This window comes from Paenibacillus germinis (assembly GCF_013141785.1).
Taxonomy (GTDB): Bacteria; Bacillota; Bacilli; order Paenibacillales; family NBRC-103111; genus Paenibacillus_E; species Paenibacillus_E phytorum.
Genome location: NZ_WHOC01000006.1, coordinates 65244 through 85200, shown reverse-complemented (window position 1 = coordinate 85200; position 19957 = coordinate 65244). Strand labels below are relative to the sequence as shown.

At 42.2% G+C, this 19957-nt stretch carries 18 protein-coding genes; 3 read left to right on the top strand and 15 right to left on the bottom strand.

Going from position 1 to position 19957, the window contains the following annotated elements; all coding sequences use genetic code 11:
- Positions 1 to 356: 356 nt before the first annotated feature.
- The 11 genes from GC102_RS00385 to GC102_RS00335 form a co-directional block, all read right to left on the bottom strand.
- Positions 357 to 725, bottom strand: coding sequence for a mCpol domain-containing protein (locus GC102_RS00385; protein WP_171687730.1), 369 nt, complete (start codon positions 723 to 725; stop codon positions 357 to 359).
- Positions 725 to 1354 (bottom strand): Cap15 family cyclic dinucleotide receptor domain-containing protein, encoded by a 630-nt coding sequence (locus GC102_RS00380; protein WP_171687729.1) that lies wholly within the window; start codon positions 1352 to 1354, stop codon positions 725 to 727. The genes GC102_RS00385 and GC102_RS00380 overlap by 1 nt, the downstream gene beginning before the upstream one ends.
- A gap of 65 nt (positions 1355 to 1419) precedes the next feature.
- Positions 1420 to 2388: a nucleotidyltransferase domain-containing protein gene (locus GC102_RS00375; RefSeq protein WP_171687728.1), complete on the bottom strand. Its 969-nt coding sequence runs from the start codon at positions 2386 to 2388 to the stop codon at positions 1420 to 1422.
- A gap of 72 nt (positions 2389 to 2460) precedes the next feature.
- Positions 2461 to 3081 carry a Cap15 family cyclic dinucleotide receptor domain-containing protein gene (locus GC102_RS00370; RefSeq protein ID WP_171687727.1) on the bottom strand — a complete coding sequence of 207 codons (621 nt, stop codon included), beginning with the start codon at positions 3079 to 3081 and terminating at the stop codon, positions 2461 to 2463.
- Positions 3082 to 3117: 36 nt separating this feature from the next.
- On the bottom strand, positions 3118 to 6195 hold the full coding sequence (locus tag GC102_RS00365) for a type I restriction endonuclease subunit R (protein ID WP_171687726.1): 3078 nt from the start codon (positions 6193 to 6195) through the stop codon (positions 3118 to 3120).
- 15 nt (positions 6196 to 6210) lie between these two features.
- The gene (locus tag GC102_RS00360) at positions 6211 to 7527 is read right to left on the bottom strand and encodes a restriction endonuclease subunit S (protein WP_171687725.1); all 1317 of its coding nucleotides are present in this window, start codon (positions 7525 to 7527) and stop codon (positions 6211 to 6213) included.
- A complete protein-coding gene (locus GC102_RS00355; protein WP_171687724.1) occupies positions 7517 to 9013 on the bottom strand; it encodes a type I restriction-modification system subunit M in 1497 nt (498 codons plus the stop codon). Before GC102_RS00355 ends, GC102_RS00360 begins: the two co-directional genes overlap by 11 nt.
- A gap of 712 nt (positions 9014 to 9725) precedes the next feature.
- Positions 9726 to 11147 (bottom strand): 23S rRNA (uracil(1939)-C(5))-methyltransferase RlmD, encoded by a 1422-nt coding sequence (gene rlmD / locus GC102_RS00350; protein ID WP_246320661.1) that lies wholly within the window; start codon positions 11145 to 11147, stop codon positions 9726 to 9728.
- Between the two features lie 258 nt (positions 11148 to 11405).
- Positions 11406 to 12401 carry a diacylglycerol kinase gene (locus tag GC102_RS00345; RefSeq protein ID WP_171687722.1) on the bottom strand — a complete coding sequence of 332 codons (996 nt, stop codon included), beginning with the start codon at positions 12399 to 12401 and terminating at the stop codon, positions 11406 to 11408.
- A complete protein-coding gene (locus tag GC102_RS00340; RefSeq protein WP_171687775.1) occupies positions 12401 to 13186 on the bottom strand; it encodes a sirohydrochlorin chelatase in 786 nt (261 codons plus the stop codon). Before GC102_RS00340 ends, GC102_RS00345 begins: the two co-directional genes overlap by 1 nt.
- 151 nt (positions 13187 to 13337) lie before the next feature.
- The gene (locus tag GC102_RS00335; RefSeq protein WP_029198698.1) at positions 13338 to 13628 is read right to left on the bottom strand and encodes a YerC/YecD family TrpR-related protein; all 291 of its coding nucleotides are present in this window, start codon (positions 13626 to 13628) and stop codon (positions 13338 to 13340) included.
- Between the two features lie 240 nt (positions 13629 to 13868).
- Between GC102_RS00335 and GC102_RS39005 the strand changes: the two genes are divergently transcribed.
- A complete protein-coding gene (locus GC102_RS39005; RefSeq protein WP_216627900.1) occupies positions 13869 to 14507 on the top strand; it encodes an aminotransferase in 639 nt (212 codons plus the stop codon).
- Positions 14508 to 14539: 32 nt separating this feature from the next.
- Here GC102_RS39005 and GC102_RS00325 read toward each other — a convergent pair whose 3' ends face one another.
- From GC102_RS00325 to GC102_RS00315, 3 genes are read right to left on the bottom strand one after another with little or no spacing between them, the layout of a single operon-like run.
- A complete protein-coding gene (locus GC102_RS00325) occupies positions 14540 to 14914 on the bottom strand; it encodes an Asp23/Gls24 family envelope stress response protein (protein WP_171687721.1) in 375 nt (124 codons plus the stop codon).
- 5 nt (positions 14915 to 14919) lie between these two features.
- Complete coding sequence (locus GC102_RS00320) at positions 14920 to 15510, bottom strand: hypothetical protein (protein WP_171687720.1); 591 nt, start codon at positions 15508 to 15510, stop codon at positions 14920 to 14922.
- Between the two features lie 20 nt (positions 15511 to 15530).
- Positions 15531 to 16127 carry a hypothetical protein gene (locus GC102_RS00315; protein ID WP_171687719.1) on the bottom strand — a complete coding sequence of 199 codons (597 nt, stop codon included), beginning with the start codon at positions 16125 to 16127 and terminating at the stop codon, positions 15531 to 15533.
- A 193-nt stretch (positions 16128 to 16320) separates the two neighbouring features.
- On the opposite strand from GC102_RS00315, the gene GC102_RS00310 reads away from it, so the two are divergent.
- Both GC102_RS00310 and GC102_RS00305 read left to right on the top strand, forming a co-directional pair.
- The gene (locus tag GC102_RS00310) at positions 16321 to 16647 is read left to right on the top strand and encodes an ArsR/SmtB family transcription factor (protein ID WP_056829088.1); all 327 of its coding nucleotides are present in this window, start codon (positions 16321 to 16323) and stop codon (positions 16645 to 16647) included.
- A 157-nt stretch (positions 16648 to 16804) separates the two neighbouring features.
- Positions 16805 to 18523, top strand: a complete 1719-nt coding sequence (locus GC102_RS00305; RefSeq protein ID WP_171687718.1) for a SulP family inorganic anion transporter — start codon at positions 16805 to 16807, stop codon at positions 18521 to 18523.
- A 79-nt stretch (positions 18524 to 18602) separates the two neighbouring features.
- Here the strand turns inward: GC102_RS00305 and GC102_RS00300 are convergent, their stop codons facing one another.
- Positions 18603 to 19685 carry a DUF3048 domain-containing protein gene (locus GC102_RS00300; protein ID WP_171687717.1) on the bottom strand — a complete coding sequence of 361 codons (1083 nt, stop codon included), beginning with the start codon at positions 19683 to 19685 and terminating at the stop codon, positions 18603 to 18605.
- Positions 19686 to 19957: the final 272 nt, after the last annotated feature.

Below are 19957 nucleotides of genomic sequence, written 5' to 3'. Positions count from 1 at the left end.
ACTTCAAATGAGTTATGCACTCCACATGTGTTTAGAGGGTAAAACGAATATATCGGTTATTACGGTTGGTGGAGAATAAGGGGCCTGCCCCCCTGACCTCATCGCTGCCAGGGTTTATCACCACGGTATCGCTGATTATCTAAAGGACTCGAGAGCTTTGACCTGTATGGGTTTTTGGCTATTTGCATTATTTCTGGTTTCCGCTAAATCTCGGTTAATATCTCAATTATGTTACCGGATTATTTCCGCGCACCACTCATAATGTGCAAGGGAACCCCCTGTGGAGATGAGAACGGGGAATAGGGCTTCATTTTTTGTAAATATAACTAACTCAAAGAACATTGCTTAATTATTTATTAATTGATTATGCTAAAATCCCCATTATATAGTGCTGCAGTATTCTTCCCATTTGATTTAGCATACCTAAGAGCAAGAAAAACATCACAAAGGCTAGGACCTACACCCATTGAAAAGTTAATATCATTACTATACTTCCTTATTAGTTCGAATAAATCTCTAGCACCAATATTTTGTTTTTTACAAATGATTCCGTCTGCACCACTAAAAATAATATCAAAACCATTAACAATAAGTTGATTGGATATAGAGTTTACAGCGTCCTTTACATCGTTATTGATTTTTTGCAAGCTCACCTCATCATTATTCATAAAACTCTTTTCAATCTTCAAGCCAATGTCATCACCATCAATATAGGCATACATCATTACAGAACTCCTCCGTTTGCTTTTAGTTTAGCCTCTTCAAAAAACTCTAGATACTCTTTTGAAACATTCCTTAACCTTAGTTGACCAATTGTACCGGTGTTTGTCCAAAACTTCCCATAGAACTCAGCTCTACTTTCGTTCAATGTCAACTCTAATTCTGTAGTCCCTTTTCTAATAAATTGATCTATGGTATTTACTTCCTCTTGAGAATATACGTAAACCAACTTGTTTTTTTCACTTCTCTTGTCGAGACTTAGGATTTCACTGTAAGAATTATTTTTGTATCTTTCAGTATAAGAGGTAATATGTAGATTTAAAAAATTTTGTTTAATCACTAAGGATATTTCTCCAATGTAAGTCTTATTGCTTTTAATATCTACCGACTCATAAGTCCCAAACCAAGTGCCGCTAATATTTTCTTTGTATAAAATCTTATTTAATCTGGGAATCTTCCATCCAAAGTGAAAATAAAATGCCCACCATAGAGTCAAAAAGGTGGAAATAGAGAATGCTGTTTTTACTCCGTGAATAGAAAGTAGTCTAATATTGGTAAATAAAAGCACCAACACACTAATTAAACTTAATATAAAAGTTATTAAAACAATTCTTTGCTGCTCTTCTTTATCCATATTCATTCCTCGTAACTATTATTATTAATGATATTCTCAAAACTCAAACTATAAAAATGCACAAATCAAGCCTCGGTAATATCATATTGATAATACTCACTTAACATTTTAATAAATGTTGCGTAGTCATCTTTTTGTGCGGTAGAAGTAAACAATGGCTTTACTCCATTAGCTTCTTTGTAATTCTCGAGATTTTCAAGATCATTTTTTAGATAGATAAGCAATTCATGAAATGTGTATCTCAGAAAACTATATTTTGCATAAACGGTATTTGGAATATTCCAAAGTAAAGATTCTAACCCGAAAGAGGAGATGCTTGTAGGAAGTGAATACCCTGACTCCTTTATTAAACTTTTCATTTTCTTTATTATTCTTACATGCTTCTTAAACTTGTGGTTTGTTTCATTGTTTTTTCTTTTGCCATTTTTAATATGCTGTTCTGGAAAGTTTATTATTTTTCCACCTGAATCCGGTCGTATTTCGATACCACCTACATAATTTGTTGTACTAAAATTATAATCTCCACGATAATCTCTGTATCGATATGAAGGTACTACATCTGAGTCTACTCGATAACTATTCCCATGAACCTTGATTGATTTATCATTACGTTCAATACCTTCGTTGTTAAACTTAGTTTTAAGAGCAGATTCAACTTCATCCTTTAATTGTTTAACGGTAAATGTAGCATCTGTGAAACCATAATTTTCACTTTTAATAGTTGCTCTGTACTCAGGAATAAAAGTTGATTCTAGTATAACAGCTACATCAACATCGCTCTGAGTACGAACATTTGTGTTATTCGCATATGAACCCTGTACCAAGAGAAATATTTTCCTACCACTTGTAGCATTTAATTCTAATGCATATGCAGTTGTTTCACCTTCATATTGATAGATTTCTTTGTCATTATCAGTATATCCAATTAATTTCATAGCGTCTCTAATCATTCGAATTGCATTCTTACAGCGTTCTTCCTCTGACTCACTAAGAGGAGCGGCATAAGTTAGTAATTGCTTTTCTGTAAATTTCATTTTATTCCCCCCGATGCACCATCCACTGATTCAACTTTAATATCTTTGTAATAGTAAAGTGGTGCACTATGTTTATCTTACTATGTTTTTACTTACACGTTGTAACTCAATCGTGCCAATTGTTTTTCTTAGTGTCCAGTAATCACCTTTTAATTTTATTGATGAGCCAGAATGTATTTCTAATTTAGCTGTTCCATCATGCCATGGATTATTTGCTAAAGTATCAGCAAAAGCCCTACTGCTGTATGTATAACAAAGCTCTTGTGTCTGGGTTTCCCCATCTGTTCGTATTCCGGCTATGTAGCTTTTACTTACCATTTTTGTAGTATGAATTTCCACACTAATTGATATAAAACTTTGTCTTATGAAAGCCGTGATTTCAGTTGAAGGAATTTGATTCCCTGATTCTGGGTCAACCCAACTAGATTGTAAACTTCCTTTCCATGTGCCATGAAGATTAGGCACTAGAACGATCATCGGATTTAGAAATGGTATCCAATGATATTTCCAAATCCATTTTTTAAAAGCAACATGAAAGAATAGAGTGAGCATTGTAGCGGTAGATATGCTTTTAAACACGTCTTTTAGTGTGATGTTACTAAAATCTACTCCTGAAATAAGAAATAAAAGGCAGAATACTATAATTCCCAGAGTTACTAACACTCTCGTGTAATTTTCTTGATTATACAACATATTGCTTACGTTCACTTCTTCCCTTAAGAAAGTTGATTAAATTTCATATACGCCCTTATTGTCAGCGGCTATTTGATAATTACTACGGTCAGGTTGTGTTGAATACAGATTATACTTCATCTGTAACTCCGCTTGTTTTATGACAAGTTCAGTCGCTTCCGGGATTTCATCAGGCGGGTACTTATATTTTTTAAGTAAGCGTTTGATGAGTGATCGCATGTTTGCTTTGGCATCATTTCGTTTGTACCAATCTGGTGTCTTGTTCTCAGATATAAGTTGAATAAGGTTCTTAGCCATCTCCCGAAGCACATCCGATTGATAGTGCTCCTTAACCAATTCAGGTTTTGCTAGAGCATCATAGAAGGCTTGTTCTTCTGGTGATAGATGCATATCGATACCCTCATTGATTGCTGACTCGATTTCTTGAGCAATATCAATCATCTGCGTAATCAGCACATCAATGTCTTCAGCCTGATTGTACCGCTCAACAATGTTCTTCAATTTCTCAGAGAAGAAGCCAGAGCGAACAATGTTGGTTTGCTCGAACCATTTAATTTTATCGTCGATTAACTTTTTTAGTATTGTAGCAGCGACATTCTTCCGTTTCATTGCCATGATCTTTTCTAAATTTTCGACAGACAGAAGACTCTTTTCCTTTTTAGCGGAGATGGATACAACTTCATCACCGTCTCTAATAATTGCTTGCTCAATCATCGCTGTAATTTTCTTCTTAAAAGCTTCTACATCTGGCATTCCATCACGTTCAACCTTAACGATAAACGATTTTACTGCCATGAAAAAGCTTACTTGTACACGAACGGCAAAATTCAAAGCAGTCGCACAGATGTTATAAGCGCTTTGGAGCCTCGCTACATGTTTAAGGAATACTTCCTTCGCACGCTCTTTAAGCACATGCTCTACGCCGTCTTGAATCAATTCAAACCGCTCTTTGGATGTTGAATTCATGTACTTACTGAAATCAAAGCCATGGAACATACCCTCAAGTATTTCTACTTCTGTCATGAGAATTTCCTTAGCTTTTTCAATTTCAGGAATACTGTTTTTATCACGGCTTGTATACGTGTTAAGTGCTTCTTTCAAATACTTACTAAGCCCGATATAATCAACAATCAGTCCAGCTTGTTTATCTTTATATACACGATTAACCCTTGCGATCGCTTGCATCAAATTATGTTCTTTCATAATTTTATCGATGTACATGGTATCAAGGCTAGGAACATCGAAGCCGGTTAGCCACATATCAACGACTATTGCGATCTTCATATCACTGTTATCATCTTTGAACTGATTTGCGAGCGTCTGGCGATGTTGCTTATTGCCGATGATATCTCTCATTTCCTGATTAGTGTCTTTGTTGCTATCGCTCAGCACCAACCCAATTTTGTTACCAATTTCAGGAGACTTTTCTTTGATAAGTTGATACATGCGGTATGCGATTTTGCGTGAATAGGCAACAATCATTGCTTTACCTTTGAGCATATCTTTGCGGATATCATAATGGGCGAGAATATCATCTACGACAAGATTAAGCCGGTCTTCGTCACCAATGACTGCCTCCATTGTGACAAGGTCCTTTTTCAGCTTTTCAATCTTTTCTGGTGTAAGTCCTTGTGCCTCAATACTGGCAACTTCCTTATCAATTTGATCGAGAATGCCTTCGTCCAAATGCACTTTAGCAAGGCGATTCTCGTAATGCAAATCGACGGTCGCACCGTCAAGCTTCGCCTGTGTCATATCGTATACATCAATGAGTTCTCCAAAGACACCAATGGTTGACTTATCATTAGAATCAACCGGCGTACCCGTGAATCCGATAAATGTAGCATTCGGCAGGGCATCTCGCAGATATTTGGCATAACCATAGACGAGTTCGGCTTCAAGTGTCTTTTTGTCAATTTTGATATCGGGGTCAATCCCATATTGGGAACGGTGTGCCTCATCGGCTATTACGATGATATCGTGACGATTCGATAGCAAGCCGGTTTCTTCAGTAAACTTCTGAATTGTAGTGAAAAAGATGCCTCCTATGGAGCGATGTTCCAGCAATTCAATTAAATGTTCTCTGGATTCAGCACGAACAGGGGCTTGCCTAAGAAAATCCGCTGCGTTGCTGAATGTACCATGTATTTGCTCATCGAGGTCATTCCGGTCTGTTACCACAACGATAGTAGGGTTATTCAGACGAGCAATAAGACCCGCAGATAGAAATACCATCGAAAATGACTTTCCTGAGCCTTGCGTATGCCAAACAACACCGCCGCGTTTATCACTATCAACCGCACGAACAACACTGTCTATCGCTTTATTCATGCCGAAGTATTGATGATAGCCAGAAATAATTTTCGCTTTGCCGCCAGCAAAGAAGCTGTAGTTACGGATAACATCAAGAAGCCGTTCCTTATGCAGAAGCCCTTTCATTAATGTGCCAATCTGAGCGATATGAGGTTCATCTACAATTGGAGAATGGCGATCTACCTGCTTCCATTGCATATAGCGGTCATAATCAGCCGTAATTGAACCAAATTTCGCGTTCACACCATCGCTTATGATACTAAAGGCATTATAGTGAAAGAGGGGTTTGATAATATCCTGATACGTCTTGATTTGCAAATAGCCATCCTGTATAGTCGCATCCTCGCGTACTGCTGATTTTAGTTCAATAACGACGAGTGGTAATCCATTAACGAATACTACAACATCCGGTCGTTTCTCAGCTTTGTGAATGACAGTATACTGATTGACGGCTTTAAACGTGTTGTTCACCGGATGGTCGAAATCTATTACCTTGACGATACGAGAAGGGATGCCTTCACCATACACTTCAATCCGAACGCCTTCGATGAGATATCGGTGAAACTTCTGATTGGCAGCAACCAGACTGGCATCGTCGATGTATAAAAGCTTGCGAAGCGCCGCTTCTATAATTTCATTTGACAAGTCAGGATTGAGTGTAAATAGCGCTTCACGAAGCTCCTCTTCCAGCACAACCGTATGGAAATCGCGTACTAGATCATAACCGTTCTGAACAGTATAGTTTAGCTCATCCTTAAGTAGTTCAAGAACGATCGATTCTAAGCTATCCTCGTTAAACATAGTATCACCGCCAATCTATAGTTCGATGTCAGACACGTCGAGTTCTCCTGACATAAGCTTAGGGAGGAGGGTGTCTCGGAGGCTGGAAAGTCGTGCATTTAGTGCGATATTAACCTCGTATTTAAGTCTAATACTACTAATTAATTTCTCATAATTTTCGAGAATATAATTGGAAGGTATTATAATTTTCATTTTTTTTAAACCTTGTATTGTTATAGCTTTTTGAGTAGAGCCTATGGTTATACTATCAATTTGTTTTTTTCCATCACCAAACAGCAGCCAGTAATATATAAATTTACTAAAGAATGGCTTATTAAAATTTCTAAACCAAGTAAGATTTCCATCTTTGAAGTAAAAACGTTCTTCCTTAACCAGATAAGGAACTCCCAATGTCCCTACAGAAGTTAGTAAAATGTCACCTTGTTTTGGAGAACCGTGTTTCTCTTTTATCTCATTAAACTTGTTTTCTGAAATGAATAATTCGGTTGATATCAAATTACCTTTAAACTTTTCAATAATCTCTTTAGATCTAAAAAAAGGAACACCATGGTTCTCATAATCCGACATGAAAATTCGTTTACTTGAAGTGATTTCACACAATTCATCAAGTTCCCCATATTTCCACCCTTTTGGAATTTGTTTACCAAATTCCTCGCACCATTCCATTTCACCGCTACTCGACTTGTAAGGTTCACAGTTTTCATTAGGAAACTCGAAATCAACAAACCATTGCTTGAAGATTGCTTGAGCCATCAGCTCCAAAACTTTGTTCATACGATTGTTGAGAATAATTTTATCGTCGAGAGAAGAAAGGAGTGTTGCTATAACTTTTTGTTCATCTAAACTGGGAAGCATTAAATCTATATTTTTTATCTGATTAGGACTAATATTAGCTTGGTTAGCACTCCCTCCAGCACTTGCAGCCAGATTATACCTTACTTCATCTTGAATTAAATAATAGTACAGAAAATCATGATCGCAGCTATCAGTGTCTGTTATGAATAGTTTTCCAACCCTTTGATTTAACAGTAACCTAACATTGGATAATTTAACTCTTCCAATTTTACCAACAGCTGAAGCAATTTGATTTACATTTGACCCTGTCATGGAAATCAAGATATCGTTATAATTTAAAGCATATTTATTTCTTTCAATAAATAGCTCTTCTGTAACATACTGAACATCTGTTAAATCAATTATTGGTGGCACAATATTTTTGATTTTAACAACAGGAATACCTTCATCTACAAAATCGTTGGATTTAAACGCAAAGCCACTAAGTACATCTGCAACCTCACCAAGTTTTACTTCTTTCCATCCCTCAAAACTCATACCCAATAGCCCCCAGACTCTTCTTAATCTTCTCGTCCAACAGAGAAGACTCCGACATTAAATCTGCAAGCTCGGAAACCAGCTTTTCCATTTTTTCCTCAAAAGGTTCGGTATCCTCAATCTCTTTAACGCCGACATAACGCCCTGGTGTAAGCACATTATCATGCTTCTGGATTTCTTCAAGACTAGCAGACTTGCAGAAACCGGCTTCATCCTCATAGCCGTCATTCTTTAGCCACTTGTGGTAGGTTTCCGAAATCAGTGAAATATCCGGTTCTTCCAACTCACGTAACTTGCGGCTTATCATCGCTCCCTTATCACGAGCATCAATAAAGAGAACTTCACCTTTACGCTTCTTACCCCGACGCAGGAACCATAAGCATACAGGAATACCTGTTGTGAAGAACAGCTTATCGGGCAATGCAACGATGCAATCGACCAAATCTTCTTCAATAAACTGGGCACGGATGTTACCTTCACCAGCTGTTTGAGAAGACAAAGAGCCGTTCGAGAGAACAATTCCGGCAATACCTTTAGACGGTTTTAGCTTAGTAAGCATATGAGATAACCATGCGTAGTTGGCATTACCTCTAGCCGGTACTCCCCATTTCCAGCGCGAATCCGTCAACAGACTGTCCTGTCCCCAATCACTGATATTGAAAGGAGGATTAGCAAGAATATAATCAAATTTCTCATCTTTAAATTGGTCAGCATGGAAAGTATCATCGTGAATGCTGCCAAGGTTCGCTTCAATACTGCGAATAGCAAGGTTCATAGTTGCAAGTCTGCGGGTCTCAGCATTCAATTCTTGACCGTATACAGACAGGTTAAAGGCATTACCGCCATGAGCCTTAACGAATTTTTGAGCTTGAACGAACATTCCGCCGGAGCCGCAGCATGGGTCATAGATTGTACCCTCGAATGGCTCAATCATCTCCACAAGCAATTTAACAATACTGCTCGGTGTATAGTATTCACCGCCGCCTTGACCGAGCATAAACGCAAATTTCCCAAGGAAATATTCGTATACGCGACCGAGAGCGTCTTCTTCAATAAGAAGTGTATCCGAGTTTTCAAATACCATGACGACTTCGCCAACTCTTCGTTGATCGATATCTGCACCGGAATAAATTTTTGGCAATACACCTGTCAGAATTTTATTCTCTTTCTCAATCGCGATAAAAGCTTCATCTATGACTTGACCGATATTCGGCTTGGTTGCCTGCTCAATAATGAATTTCCAACGTGCTTTCTCCGGGACATAAAACACATTGAAGCGTTCATATTCATCACGATCATCTTCAAATCCGTCACCTTCGGCAACTAGCTCGTTAAAGCGTTGGTCGAAGCGATCGGAGATATATTTAAGAAAAATGATGCCGAGTACGACATCTTTATATTTAGAGGCAGCAATACTGCCTCTGAGCTTATCAGCTGCTGCCCATAATTTGTCTTCCATACTGGTAACTAAATTTTCTTTTGCCATTCGTGTTTTGCCTCCGTTGTTTACTTCTCTGATTATAATAAAGTGCTTCGACAAACATTTGTCAGGAAATATTCGTTCTGATTTCATTTTTTCTTGTCGAAAGCTGTCTTCATAAAATAGCTTCTTCATACATTCGACCCATAAATTCTAGTTTCCTGCATTCATAGTGAAAAAGCCCTACAAAGAGAGGGCTTTAAGTCACATAAGCTCTATATGATAAGAGATGTAGTTGACATTGTAACCTGCTTATTGAGATTGGAAGTTTTTATCGGATCCTTTTAGGTCATTTAAGTAGTATTTGTAGAGCTTTTTCATACGTACTAATGCATTTTTTTCTACATATTTCGGAATATCAAAAGCTGCTGTACCCCATTTGAAATCCACATCCCCAGCAAGAAAAATTGGAATGTTCCTTTCTTCAATCTCACTCCAGACACCATAATAAGCCTCTTCATCGATAAATTGGGAGAATAGGTATACTGGCGATCTACATTTTAATATAGACTCATCCTGTCCCTATTGGGCTAGTTTTTTGTGTAGGGAACAACCCCAAAAAATATTGGCGGGGCATTACGAGCATTAATTTCGGCTAAGTAGTAATAGCTTTTTCGCTAGCGACTGGGTACAGCTGCCCTTATTGAAAAAAATGGTCAAAAGAAAAGAAGCGGGACTTATCCCGCTCCGTTGCTTATACGCCAATGCACCTCAACTATTAGTCTTTCCGAACTAACAGTGAGCAACACTCCACATGCACTGTATGCGGAAACATATCCACTGGCGTCACCTCCGCGACGCCGTACCCGCCATCGACGAGCACGCGCAAGTCGCGCGCGAGTGTCGAAGCGCTGCACGACACGTAGACGACGCGCCGCGGCTGCAGCTCGAGGATCGTCGCGAGCAGCGCCGGATCGCAGCCCTTGCGGGGAGGGTCCACCACGATCACGTCGGGCCGAACGCCCTGACGTGTCCACTCGGGGAGGACCACTTCCGCTGGGCCTGCCTCGAAGTGCACGTTCGTCATGCCGTTTAACTCGGCATTCTTCCGTGCATCCGTGATCGCCTCCTCGACGATCTCAACCCCGTACACCTGTCCCGCCTTCTGGGCGAGGAACAGGGAGATCGTACCGATGCCGCAGTAGGCATCGACCACCGTCTCGCCGCCTGTCAGCGCGGCGTACTCAAGTGCCTTCCCGTACAAGACTTCCGTCTGCACGGGGTTCACTTGATAAAACGATCGCGCGGAAATTGCAAATTTTACATCGCCGATATAGTCATAGATGACCTCGCTGCCCCATAGGACGCGAGTTTCATCCCCAAAAATAACATTGGTCTGTTTCACATTAATGTTATGGCAAATGCTCTTCACGCCGGGCAGTGCAGCTCGAATGCCCGCGACCCACTCGGCGACGCGAGGAATCTCCACACCATTGGTCACCAAAACCACCATGATCTCTCCCGTGCGGAAGCCGACTTTGACGACGACGTGGCGAAGCAGTCCGTCATTGCGCTCTTCATTATAAGCGCGAATTCCGAGACGCGCGCCGATCTCTTTTACACGAGCAACGACTTCGTCGTTCGACTCATGTTGGATCAAACACTCATCCATATTGATGATGCGATGGCTTCCCTGCGCATAGAATCCGCCGATGAGGCCGCCCTGCTCTTCCCCAAAAGGAACCTGAGCCTTGTTCCGATACCGCCACGGATCGGTCATCCCCAGCGTAGGATGAACAATGATCCCTTCATCTGAAGCACCTGCATCAAGATGACCTATTCGCGGCTCCCCCACAACCTGCAGCTTCCCAATCCGCTGCAAATTATCCACAACCTGCTGGCGCTTCACACGAAGCTGCGCCTCATAACTGAGGTGCTGCAGCTGACAGCCGCCGCATTCCTCATATATCCCACAATCCGGAACAACCCGATCCGGACTCACTTCCAGCACTTCCATAAGCGCAGCATAACCATACTGCTTCTTCAAATGCTCGACCCGCACAAGTGCACGCTCACCTGGCAGCGCACCAGCGACAAAAAGGGTAAAGCCGTTCACACGGCCTACCCCTTCGCCATCATGGCTGATCCCAATGATCTCAGCCTCATATTGCTGCCCAATCTGCACCGGCAGATCGGCCATCCAAGCCGGAGCCGCTTTCGCGACGGAATTCCCTATCTTTCCAGAACTCCCTGTATTCCCAGTCCTTCCGGAATTCCCTGTCTTCCCAAAATTTCCAGTTCCTCTATGTTTACCTGACACTGAGCCAGAACTACCTTTTGCTTTCATATGACCCTCACTTTAATCTATTAAATATTCAAAAAGGGGCAGGAGGGGGGTTGGATCGCGGATTAGAGTTAGGCTTAATCTTGCACTTAGCTTTTCCCTTTAACCTTATCCCTACTCTAGCTTCTCCTGCTCCTCATCCCCATGACTTTGCCCATTCCCTCTCAAATGAAACGGCGTAGTCAACGTCTCTAGGAACGTCTTCTTATAAATCGACTGCCCCGACTCATCCACAATAATCTGTAAATGACTCTTCAAGTTCGTCATCACACAAGGCAGCGTGCCCCCGAATTCCCCATCCAGATTCAACTGGACGTAGTCCGGCGAATTAATCTCAATATGATTCGTTTGGAAATAAATCAGATTCGGATCGCTCAAATGCTCGCCGCGCAGTGCGAGCGTAACCACTCTTATGAACTCTGCAAGATTACACTTGCGCAGAATCAGCACATCGAACAGCCCATCATTCATACTCGCTTCCGGAGCCAGCTTCTCGAAGCCGCCGACAGAGTTGGAGTTGCCGACGAGGAACATCATGACTTCCTCATGAAATTCCTTGTCGCCTGCCTTGACGTACAGCTCAATCGGCTTTAGCCTAGGCAACTTCTCGAGTCCCTTCATATAATAGGCCAACTGACCGATCATGGTCTTGAGCTTGCTTGGGACTTCGTACGTCAGCTCGGTCATCGAGCCGCCGCCGGCGATATTGATGAAGTAGCGGTTGTTGATTTTGCCTACATCAATGTCAGTTGTGTACTGCTGAACGATCAGGTCGCAGGCGTACTCCAAATTCTTAGGAATGCCTAGCGCCCTGGCAAAATCGTTGGTCGTTCCCAGCGGCAAAATGCCAAGCGGGGGCCTGCCCTCCCTCTCGGCCATGCCGTTGACGACTTCGCACAAGGTGCCGTCTCCGCCTGCGGCAATAATTAGATCAAAGCCTCGACTAACGGCATGTGCCGCCGCGAGTGTTGCGTCGCCTTCACCGATGGTAGCGTGAGTGGATGTTTCGAAACCACCGCGCTCCAGGCGCTGAAGTATTTCTGGCAAACGCTTTTTCATTTCTTCCCGGCCAGAAGTCGGATTATAGATCAGTCTTGCTCTTTTGACCATTACGTCTCATCACCTGTTTCGCCTTCTGCGATTTCTGAAGCAATCTGCTTCTCGATCCATTTGGAAATTAGCGGACTAGGCAGCAGCGCCCGTCCATTGTACCGATATTCGAACCCTTCCATGCGGGACGGGATGACTTGCGTCGTGAAATAGCCTTCACTTAGAAAAAGCGGCGCAACGACGACGGTATGATCAGGCTTCTTCTGAGCCCACCCTGTCATCTTCTGTTTCACTTGATCCGGCAAAAGCATAGCGACATCCGCCTCGTCATAGCCGCCTAACACTTTCAACCGCTCAGCGAGCAGCTCTAAGCCTTGGCGCCACTTGAGATGGAAGCCCTTCTCTTTACTTCCGTGACCGATAAGCAGGACGATTTCCTGGCTTGGCGATTCGGAAAGTTCTTTGATTTTCGCATAAATAATCTCAGCAATCACTGGGTCGTCATCAATTGGTGATGTGAAATGAATGCGCGCCTTGATATCAAAAGGTTCCATATCTGTCTCGAGCAGTGGCTGTTCAATCACACCTAGGGCGTAGCTGATTTCATCAATATGTGTACTCCCAGAGGACACGAACAGTGGAACGACGATAATATCCGTCACGCCTTGCGCCTCTAAACTGTAAATACCATCTTGAATTAATCGGCCTTCCACCAACTCTAAATATGAAGCGTAGATCGGAACATTCATTGGCATCCTGACGGCAGACACGGCATCATCGACTAGCTGAACCCAGCCCTCATCCCGAGATCCATGGCTTATGACTAGCACACCATACTCACTCATTTTGTTTTCCCCACCCGTTCTAACCATGCCTATAAATCCTATGCTAACGAATGTGTTCACACATGTCAATTGACCTGCAAATAAACAGGAAAAATCCCGCATTACGCAAGGTAACGCAGGATCTTAAATTCTTTTTCGAAAAGCGACTTCATTAACGACCTAAACGATCCAGCGTCAGCACGTAGCCGTCGTTTCCGTAGTTCAGGCATCTTTTGACACGAGAAATGGTTGCTGTTGATGCGCCCGTCTCGGCTTCGATCTGGTTATAGGTACAGCCCTTGCGCAGCATGCGAGCAACTTCAAGGCGTTGGGAAAGCGATTGAATCTCGTTCACGGTGCATAAGTCGTCAAAAAAGACATAGCACTCTTCAATATCTTTGAGCGTCAGCACGGCTTCAAAAAGCTGGTCTATTGCTTTATCATTTAATTTTTTTAATTGCATAGATTGTCAACTCCCGGTAGAAAAGCATGTTAGCTTATAAGATCTGTTTAAGCTCCTGTGTATCATTCGACACGTCACGTATAAATCCTTCCTTTAGGATTGCGAAACGTTAAAATTTCTATGCGTTAATGAGGTGAATTGTGACATTTAACTAGACCCGTGACATTCGTCCATACCAACGGTAGGCAAGTGACATATCCTGTAGGAGACAAATCTGATAATAAAGGATCGTGAATCCTAGTGAGCAACCAAAGACAAATCATTGGAAATGGCGGTAATCGTCCTGAGGTGTACACAAGAAGCTTAACTTTACCTCCGCAAATTGGTGAGGGCGGCTTCGGGCAATATCCGGGCTTAGGCGGTGGCGGTGGCGGTAATCTGTTTTCACAAGGCGGAGGAGGATTTCCTACTCCTTTCGAAGGAGGCGGCAATCTCTTCGGTAGCCCTAGCGGCGGTAATGCTGGTGGCGGATTTTTTGGTGGCGGTGGTGGAAATCCTAGCGGTGCAGGTGGTGGCGGCGGTGGCGGTTTCCTTAGCAACCTCTTAGGAGGTGGCGGTGGTGGAGCTGCAGGTGGTGCCTCGTCTAACCCACTGAGCGGCTTGAATTTGAAGCAAATCTCCGGCTTCGTTGAACGTATGGGTGGTATTGACGGCATCCTCGGCACAATGGGCAAGGTCCAGAAGTTCATGAGCACCTTTCAACAAATGGCACCTATGGTGAAAACCATTTTAAGTTCGATTGGCAAAGGAAAAGTGAATTCATCGGCTGACTTGGAAAAAATAATTAGACCCAAACGCAAACGCCGGAAGAAATCAAGCTCAGGCCCTAGAGGAAAAGGAGCTTCCAAAACCTCCTTAACCAAACGCAAGCGCCGATAAGATGATCGAAAAATGAGCAGACTGCGAACTGCTCATTTTTCTTTATATAACAGGTCCAATTCTTTCTTAACTGCTAGACTCTCTACCTTTACGTTTACTTCCACAACTCGTAGCCCCGTCATGTTTTCCACAGCTTCCCTAACGTTTTCTTGAAGATCCCGGCATACATCCTGAATCATAGTGCCATAATTGACGATGACACGTAGATGGATGGCGGCTTCTGACTCCATAACCTCGACAAACACGCCTTTTTTCGCATTTTTTCCGCTCATGCGCTTAGCAAGGCCTTCGGAGATGCCGCCTGACATAGAAGCAATCCCAGGTGTATCTAGGGCGGCGAGCCCAACTATTATAGAAATAACATCGTCAGATATACGTATAATTCCGGATTGCGCTTTCTCGAACATATGAATCACTCCCACTTACTTGATGTATATTCTTCGATCCCCTTTTCCAACTGCTGACGATAAGTTTCAAGAGCTTTGTGAAATCGGTAAAACTCGCTCGATAATGCTCCTAAATTACTTTTAATAATAGCCCTTTTATCTGGATTTTCCCCGTCAAACAGAAGATCCAAGTTACTATCGATTCTTTCTCTTAAAACAAACATATAACCTTGTTCAGGATAATTTTCAGATAATATTCTTAAATCCTCTGCAAGTTCGTGGCTAAGAAAGCGAAGGTCTCGTTTTACTAAAGTTTTTTGAAATTCAAAATAATCTGGCGTATAGTCTTCCCGATAATCCCGCCCAGGCACTTGTTTCCAAAATGAATACCATTCTTCAAGAAGATCTACTTCATAAAGAAAGTACCTGAGAAATCCACATAACCATGCCGTACAACTCGTGTTGCGAACTCTACAACCACTTTTAAAGGATAAGTTTCTGCAGCCTTTACAGCATGATCCTCCATTAGCTATACAAATGTTACATAGTTGGTCTGATCCAACATCTCTTAAGTAATCAAGACCTAGCTCAATAACCATCTGTCTAGAAGTAGTCATTAAATCAGAATCCCTCCTCTTTACACTTGAGTCGTTTTCTCTCCCCATTTGTGTAATTCAATGTTTTTTATGGCTTGCTGAAACTCATGAAAGTCTTTGATTAAATAATTGAGCCTCTTTATTAATTGAGTGGAGATATCTGAATTCCCAGCAAATTCAATCTCATCAATAAGCTCATCCAAATCACTAGCCAATACAATGAAATCGATATTATCCTTATCTCTACTCAACTTAAGTTTAAGATCATTCGCTAGCGCTTCGCCCAGTTCTCTCATCATAGGAACTTCAAGATGTGTCGTCATTTTCACCAACGGAGGGGTAAAATCCTTTCTAAAATCAATACCAGGAACTTCATCCCAAAATGTATGCCAATTTTTAATCAATCCTGCTTTGTAAAATAATAATTTTAAGTATCCGCATAACCAAGCCGTGCAGCTTGTATTTCTATTCTGACAGCCCACACGGTCTACTAAGTGATTACAACTGCGACAACAAGAACCGCCATTTTGAATGCACACTTTACAAATATGGTCTGCTCCTAATCCATTTAAATGTCGCATTCCATAGTCGATAAGATACCTTCTTGTAGCTATATACAATTCGTCACCAACGAGCATTCAGACCCAACCCTTATTCTCATAGTTTCAAATAACAATATATTTGATTTTTTAAATATTTATAACTTATACTATAACTGAAAAGTATTTAAAAACGCAAAGGATTTTGAAACTTGCTTCCATGCTTTCCAGCTTGTGATATGATATTCTATATATTCAAATGTTCGAATATTAATATTTAGGGGAGAACGCTATGTATCAAGAAATACAGCATTTTAAAGCCGATTTTTTCAAGGCGTTAGCACACCCATTGCGCATAAGAATCCTTGAAGTTTTAGTCGAAGGCGACAAAAACGTTAATGAGATACAAACGATATTGGGCAGTGAAGGTTCTGCCGTTTCACAACAGTTAGCTGTATTAAGAAATAAAAACGTAGTCCGTGGGATTAAAGACGGAACCTCTGTTGTATACTCTCTAACAGACCCATTAATTAAAGACCTGCTAACGGTTACCAAGCAGATTTTTGACAATCATCTTGTGAATGCTATTTCAATGTTAGAAAATATAAAAAATCAGTAGATCACAAAAAGGAGTGAATCGGTTGTAATTCTCGATTTGCTTCTTTTTTGTTTATTTCGCTTGTTTAACTAGAAATTTCAAATTGACACTAGATTATTTTAGATATATGATTTTATATATATTCAAATAATCAGATATTTAGGTCGGTGAATCAGATATGAAACTCTCTTTCGGTGGCAGATTCCAAGGCTATAATGGAAAAAAATTTCAAAAAGACTTGATTTCAGGTCTGATCGTAGGTATTGTCGCCATTCCATTAGGAATGGCGTTTGCAATTGCTTCAGGCGTAAAGCCTGAATACGGGTTATATACTACGTTTGTAGCAGGAATACTAATCTCATTATTTGGTGGTTCAAAGTTTCAAATTGGCGGTCCGACCGGAGCATTTATACCCATTCTATTTGCCATTGTGATGCAGTATGGGTACGAAAACTTGCTTATCGCAGGTTTTATGGCAGGAGTCATTCTGTTATTCATGGGGATTTTTAAATTAGGTGGTGTAATTAAATTTATTCCACGTCCTGTCACAATAGGTTTTACCACAGGAATTGCCGTTACCATCTTCACAGGACAAATTGCCAATTTCCTTGGATTGCATAATCTTGAGAAACACCAAGAGTTTCTTGCCAATATGAAGGAATTAGGCATTCACATTTCAACAATCAATATGTATAGTATCTTAACTGCTGTGATTTGTCTGGTTCTTATCATTCTGACACCAAAGCTGTTACCTAAAATTCCTGGCTCATTATTGGGATTATTGATTTCTACGGTTGCAGCATCCATATTCTATCCTGACAAAGTTGCAACCATCGGTTCGATCTACGGTGCAATTCCAAATAGCCTGCCCAGCATACACTTACCTGCACTCTCCATTGAACACATTCAATCTTTAATAAAACCCGCTTTTGTAATAGCCATGTTAGGTGGCATTGAATCCTTACTTTCAGCCGTAGTTGCTGACGGAATGTCAGGAAGCAGACATAACAGCAATCGTGAATTGATTGGTCAAGGTATCGCTAATATGATAACGCCATTGTTCGGGGGTATTCCAGCAACAGGGGCTATTGCACGAACCGCAACAAATATTAAAAACGGAGCGGAGTCTCCCCTCTCTGGGGTCATTCACGGTATTGTCGTCCTGTTGGTTTTGTTCTTATTTGCTCCTTATGCTTCGAACATTCCGCTTGCGAGTATGGCACCTATTTTAATGGTTGTTGCTTGGAATATGAGCGAACGCAAGGAGTTCGCGCACGTTTTAAAAACCAAAACTGCGGAGTCATTCGTTTTGCTTATTACCTTTTTTCTTACTGTGTTTACAGATCTGACAACCGCTGTTGAAGTCGGATTAGTCTTGTCAGGTATTATTTTTGTGAAACATATGAGCGGCCTGCTAATTACTGCAAAAGTCTTGCCCGACCCTTCGGATAAGAATGAAAAAGTAGCCGCACATATGGTTAATGAGCAGCATAATTGCCCTCAAATCAGTATCTACACCGTCGAAGGAGCCTTGTTCTTTGGGGTTGCGAATATGTTTGAGAAGTCCATTATGGACGAAATCCATTACAAACCCAAAGTGTTACTATTGAAAATGGGCAATGTTCCCTATCTGGACACCACAGGGGAGTCCAATTTATCAAGTATCGTCAAGCACTTTAACAAGCACGGTGGCACCGTAATCTTTTCCGAACTACAAAACCAACCACGCGAAATGCTTCAAAAAACAGGATTAGACGAATTCATTACGCAGGAACACTTTTTCGAACAAACAGGTGACGCGGTTAGCTTTGCGTTAACAAAACTTAACCCCTCTCAATGTCTTGGGTGTAAGCATTATGCGTTCCGTGAATGCCATCAACTATCAAGTTCAAAATAATTCCAAAAAAGCGCACGAGAAAGCCGCCTCGTCTTGGCTCTAAACCCAAGCAAGGCGGCTTCTCTGCGCCTATCTATGGCTATTCCATTTTCACCGCTGTGCCCTCCGGTACGATCTGAACCCAGGTGTTGCCCGGCAGCAGCGGCACTTCCTTGCCACCCTCCGCATAGGCGCGAAGCATGCCATTTTTGCGTTCCCACGTGATCTGCTGAGATTTACCTTCTTGCAGAATGAGACCTTTACCAGGTCCAAAAACATCCACCGTCCGGCGCCCCTCTTTGTCCACAATCTTATGCTTGCTCTCGAGTACGAGCAGATTTTTCGTTTGCAGCTGTTTGCCGGTCTCCTTGTCGAGATGCGGCTTGCCCTCCATGCTGCGCTTGTACACACCTTCAGCCGCATTATATTCATAGGAAGCGAAATATCCTTGAATATAAGGAATTTGAATATAATTCACGGCTGCGCCGGTAAGTTGACTTTGACCCTCCTTGGCAAAAGTGAGCAGCGGCCCGTTCCATTCGGAGCGGAATTTGCGCGCCTCGGCGCCCTGCTTCATTTTATCCACAGAGGTATAGAGATTGTGCGGTGCCTTACGATCGGTCGCGCGCCAATAGTAGGCGCCATCGCCGTACACCTCATCGAGATGGGCCAGCTTGCGGCCTGCCATCATATCCATCGCTTCCTGACTCCAGCCGGCATGAACGATAACCGCATCGAGCGCGTCGCCGATCTCCACGAAATAAGGGCGTATGCTGCGCACGGGACCAATGGTCTTCGCTGCTTGGCTCTGGAAAACGGAGACGAATCTCGTAATCTCGCCCTCTGCGAGAATCTCATAGACGATGTCTGCTTGATCTAGGCCGGTTTGAGGCCTGGCTTGCGGGGCATTTTCGACCATGACCATGAAGGGCCGGCTCTTCACTTCTTTATCGGTAGGCAAACCCGTTAGCGGGAATTTGTACGGCAGTTCTGTCTCCACAGCTGTGGCAGCAGGTTTGGTAGCTGGCGGCGATGCGGCGGCAGACGTGGCTTCAGCCGCATTCGGACTGGTCGTTGGTAAGGAGGCAGGCGTATCGCTGCAACCGACTATGGCTATGACAGAGCATCCAAGGACGAGCCAGGCGCTAAGGTTTTTGGGGCGGAATGAAGGCAATGATTTCAACAGGGCTGCACCTCTTCTCTTAATCGTTCTAGTAAATATATATGCTAGTGATGCGATAGGTAGAAGACTTTTTGTGCTAGCGGGTCAAAAGGTAGTTGGAGCCGCGACTGTGATTAGGTATAGTAGGGAGAGATATGCGTGATGGACTAGGTTGCTAGGATGCTTCTTTGGGCGCGATGGACGTGTTTAAACAAGTTAATGCATTTTGTGCATCAAATTGAGCTCAAAAAGGCGTTTTAAGCAGATTTGCTGCAAAAACTACAGCTAATTTC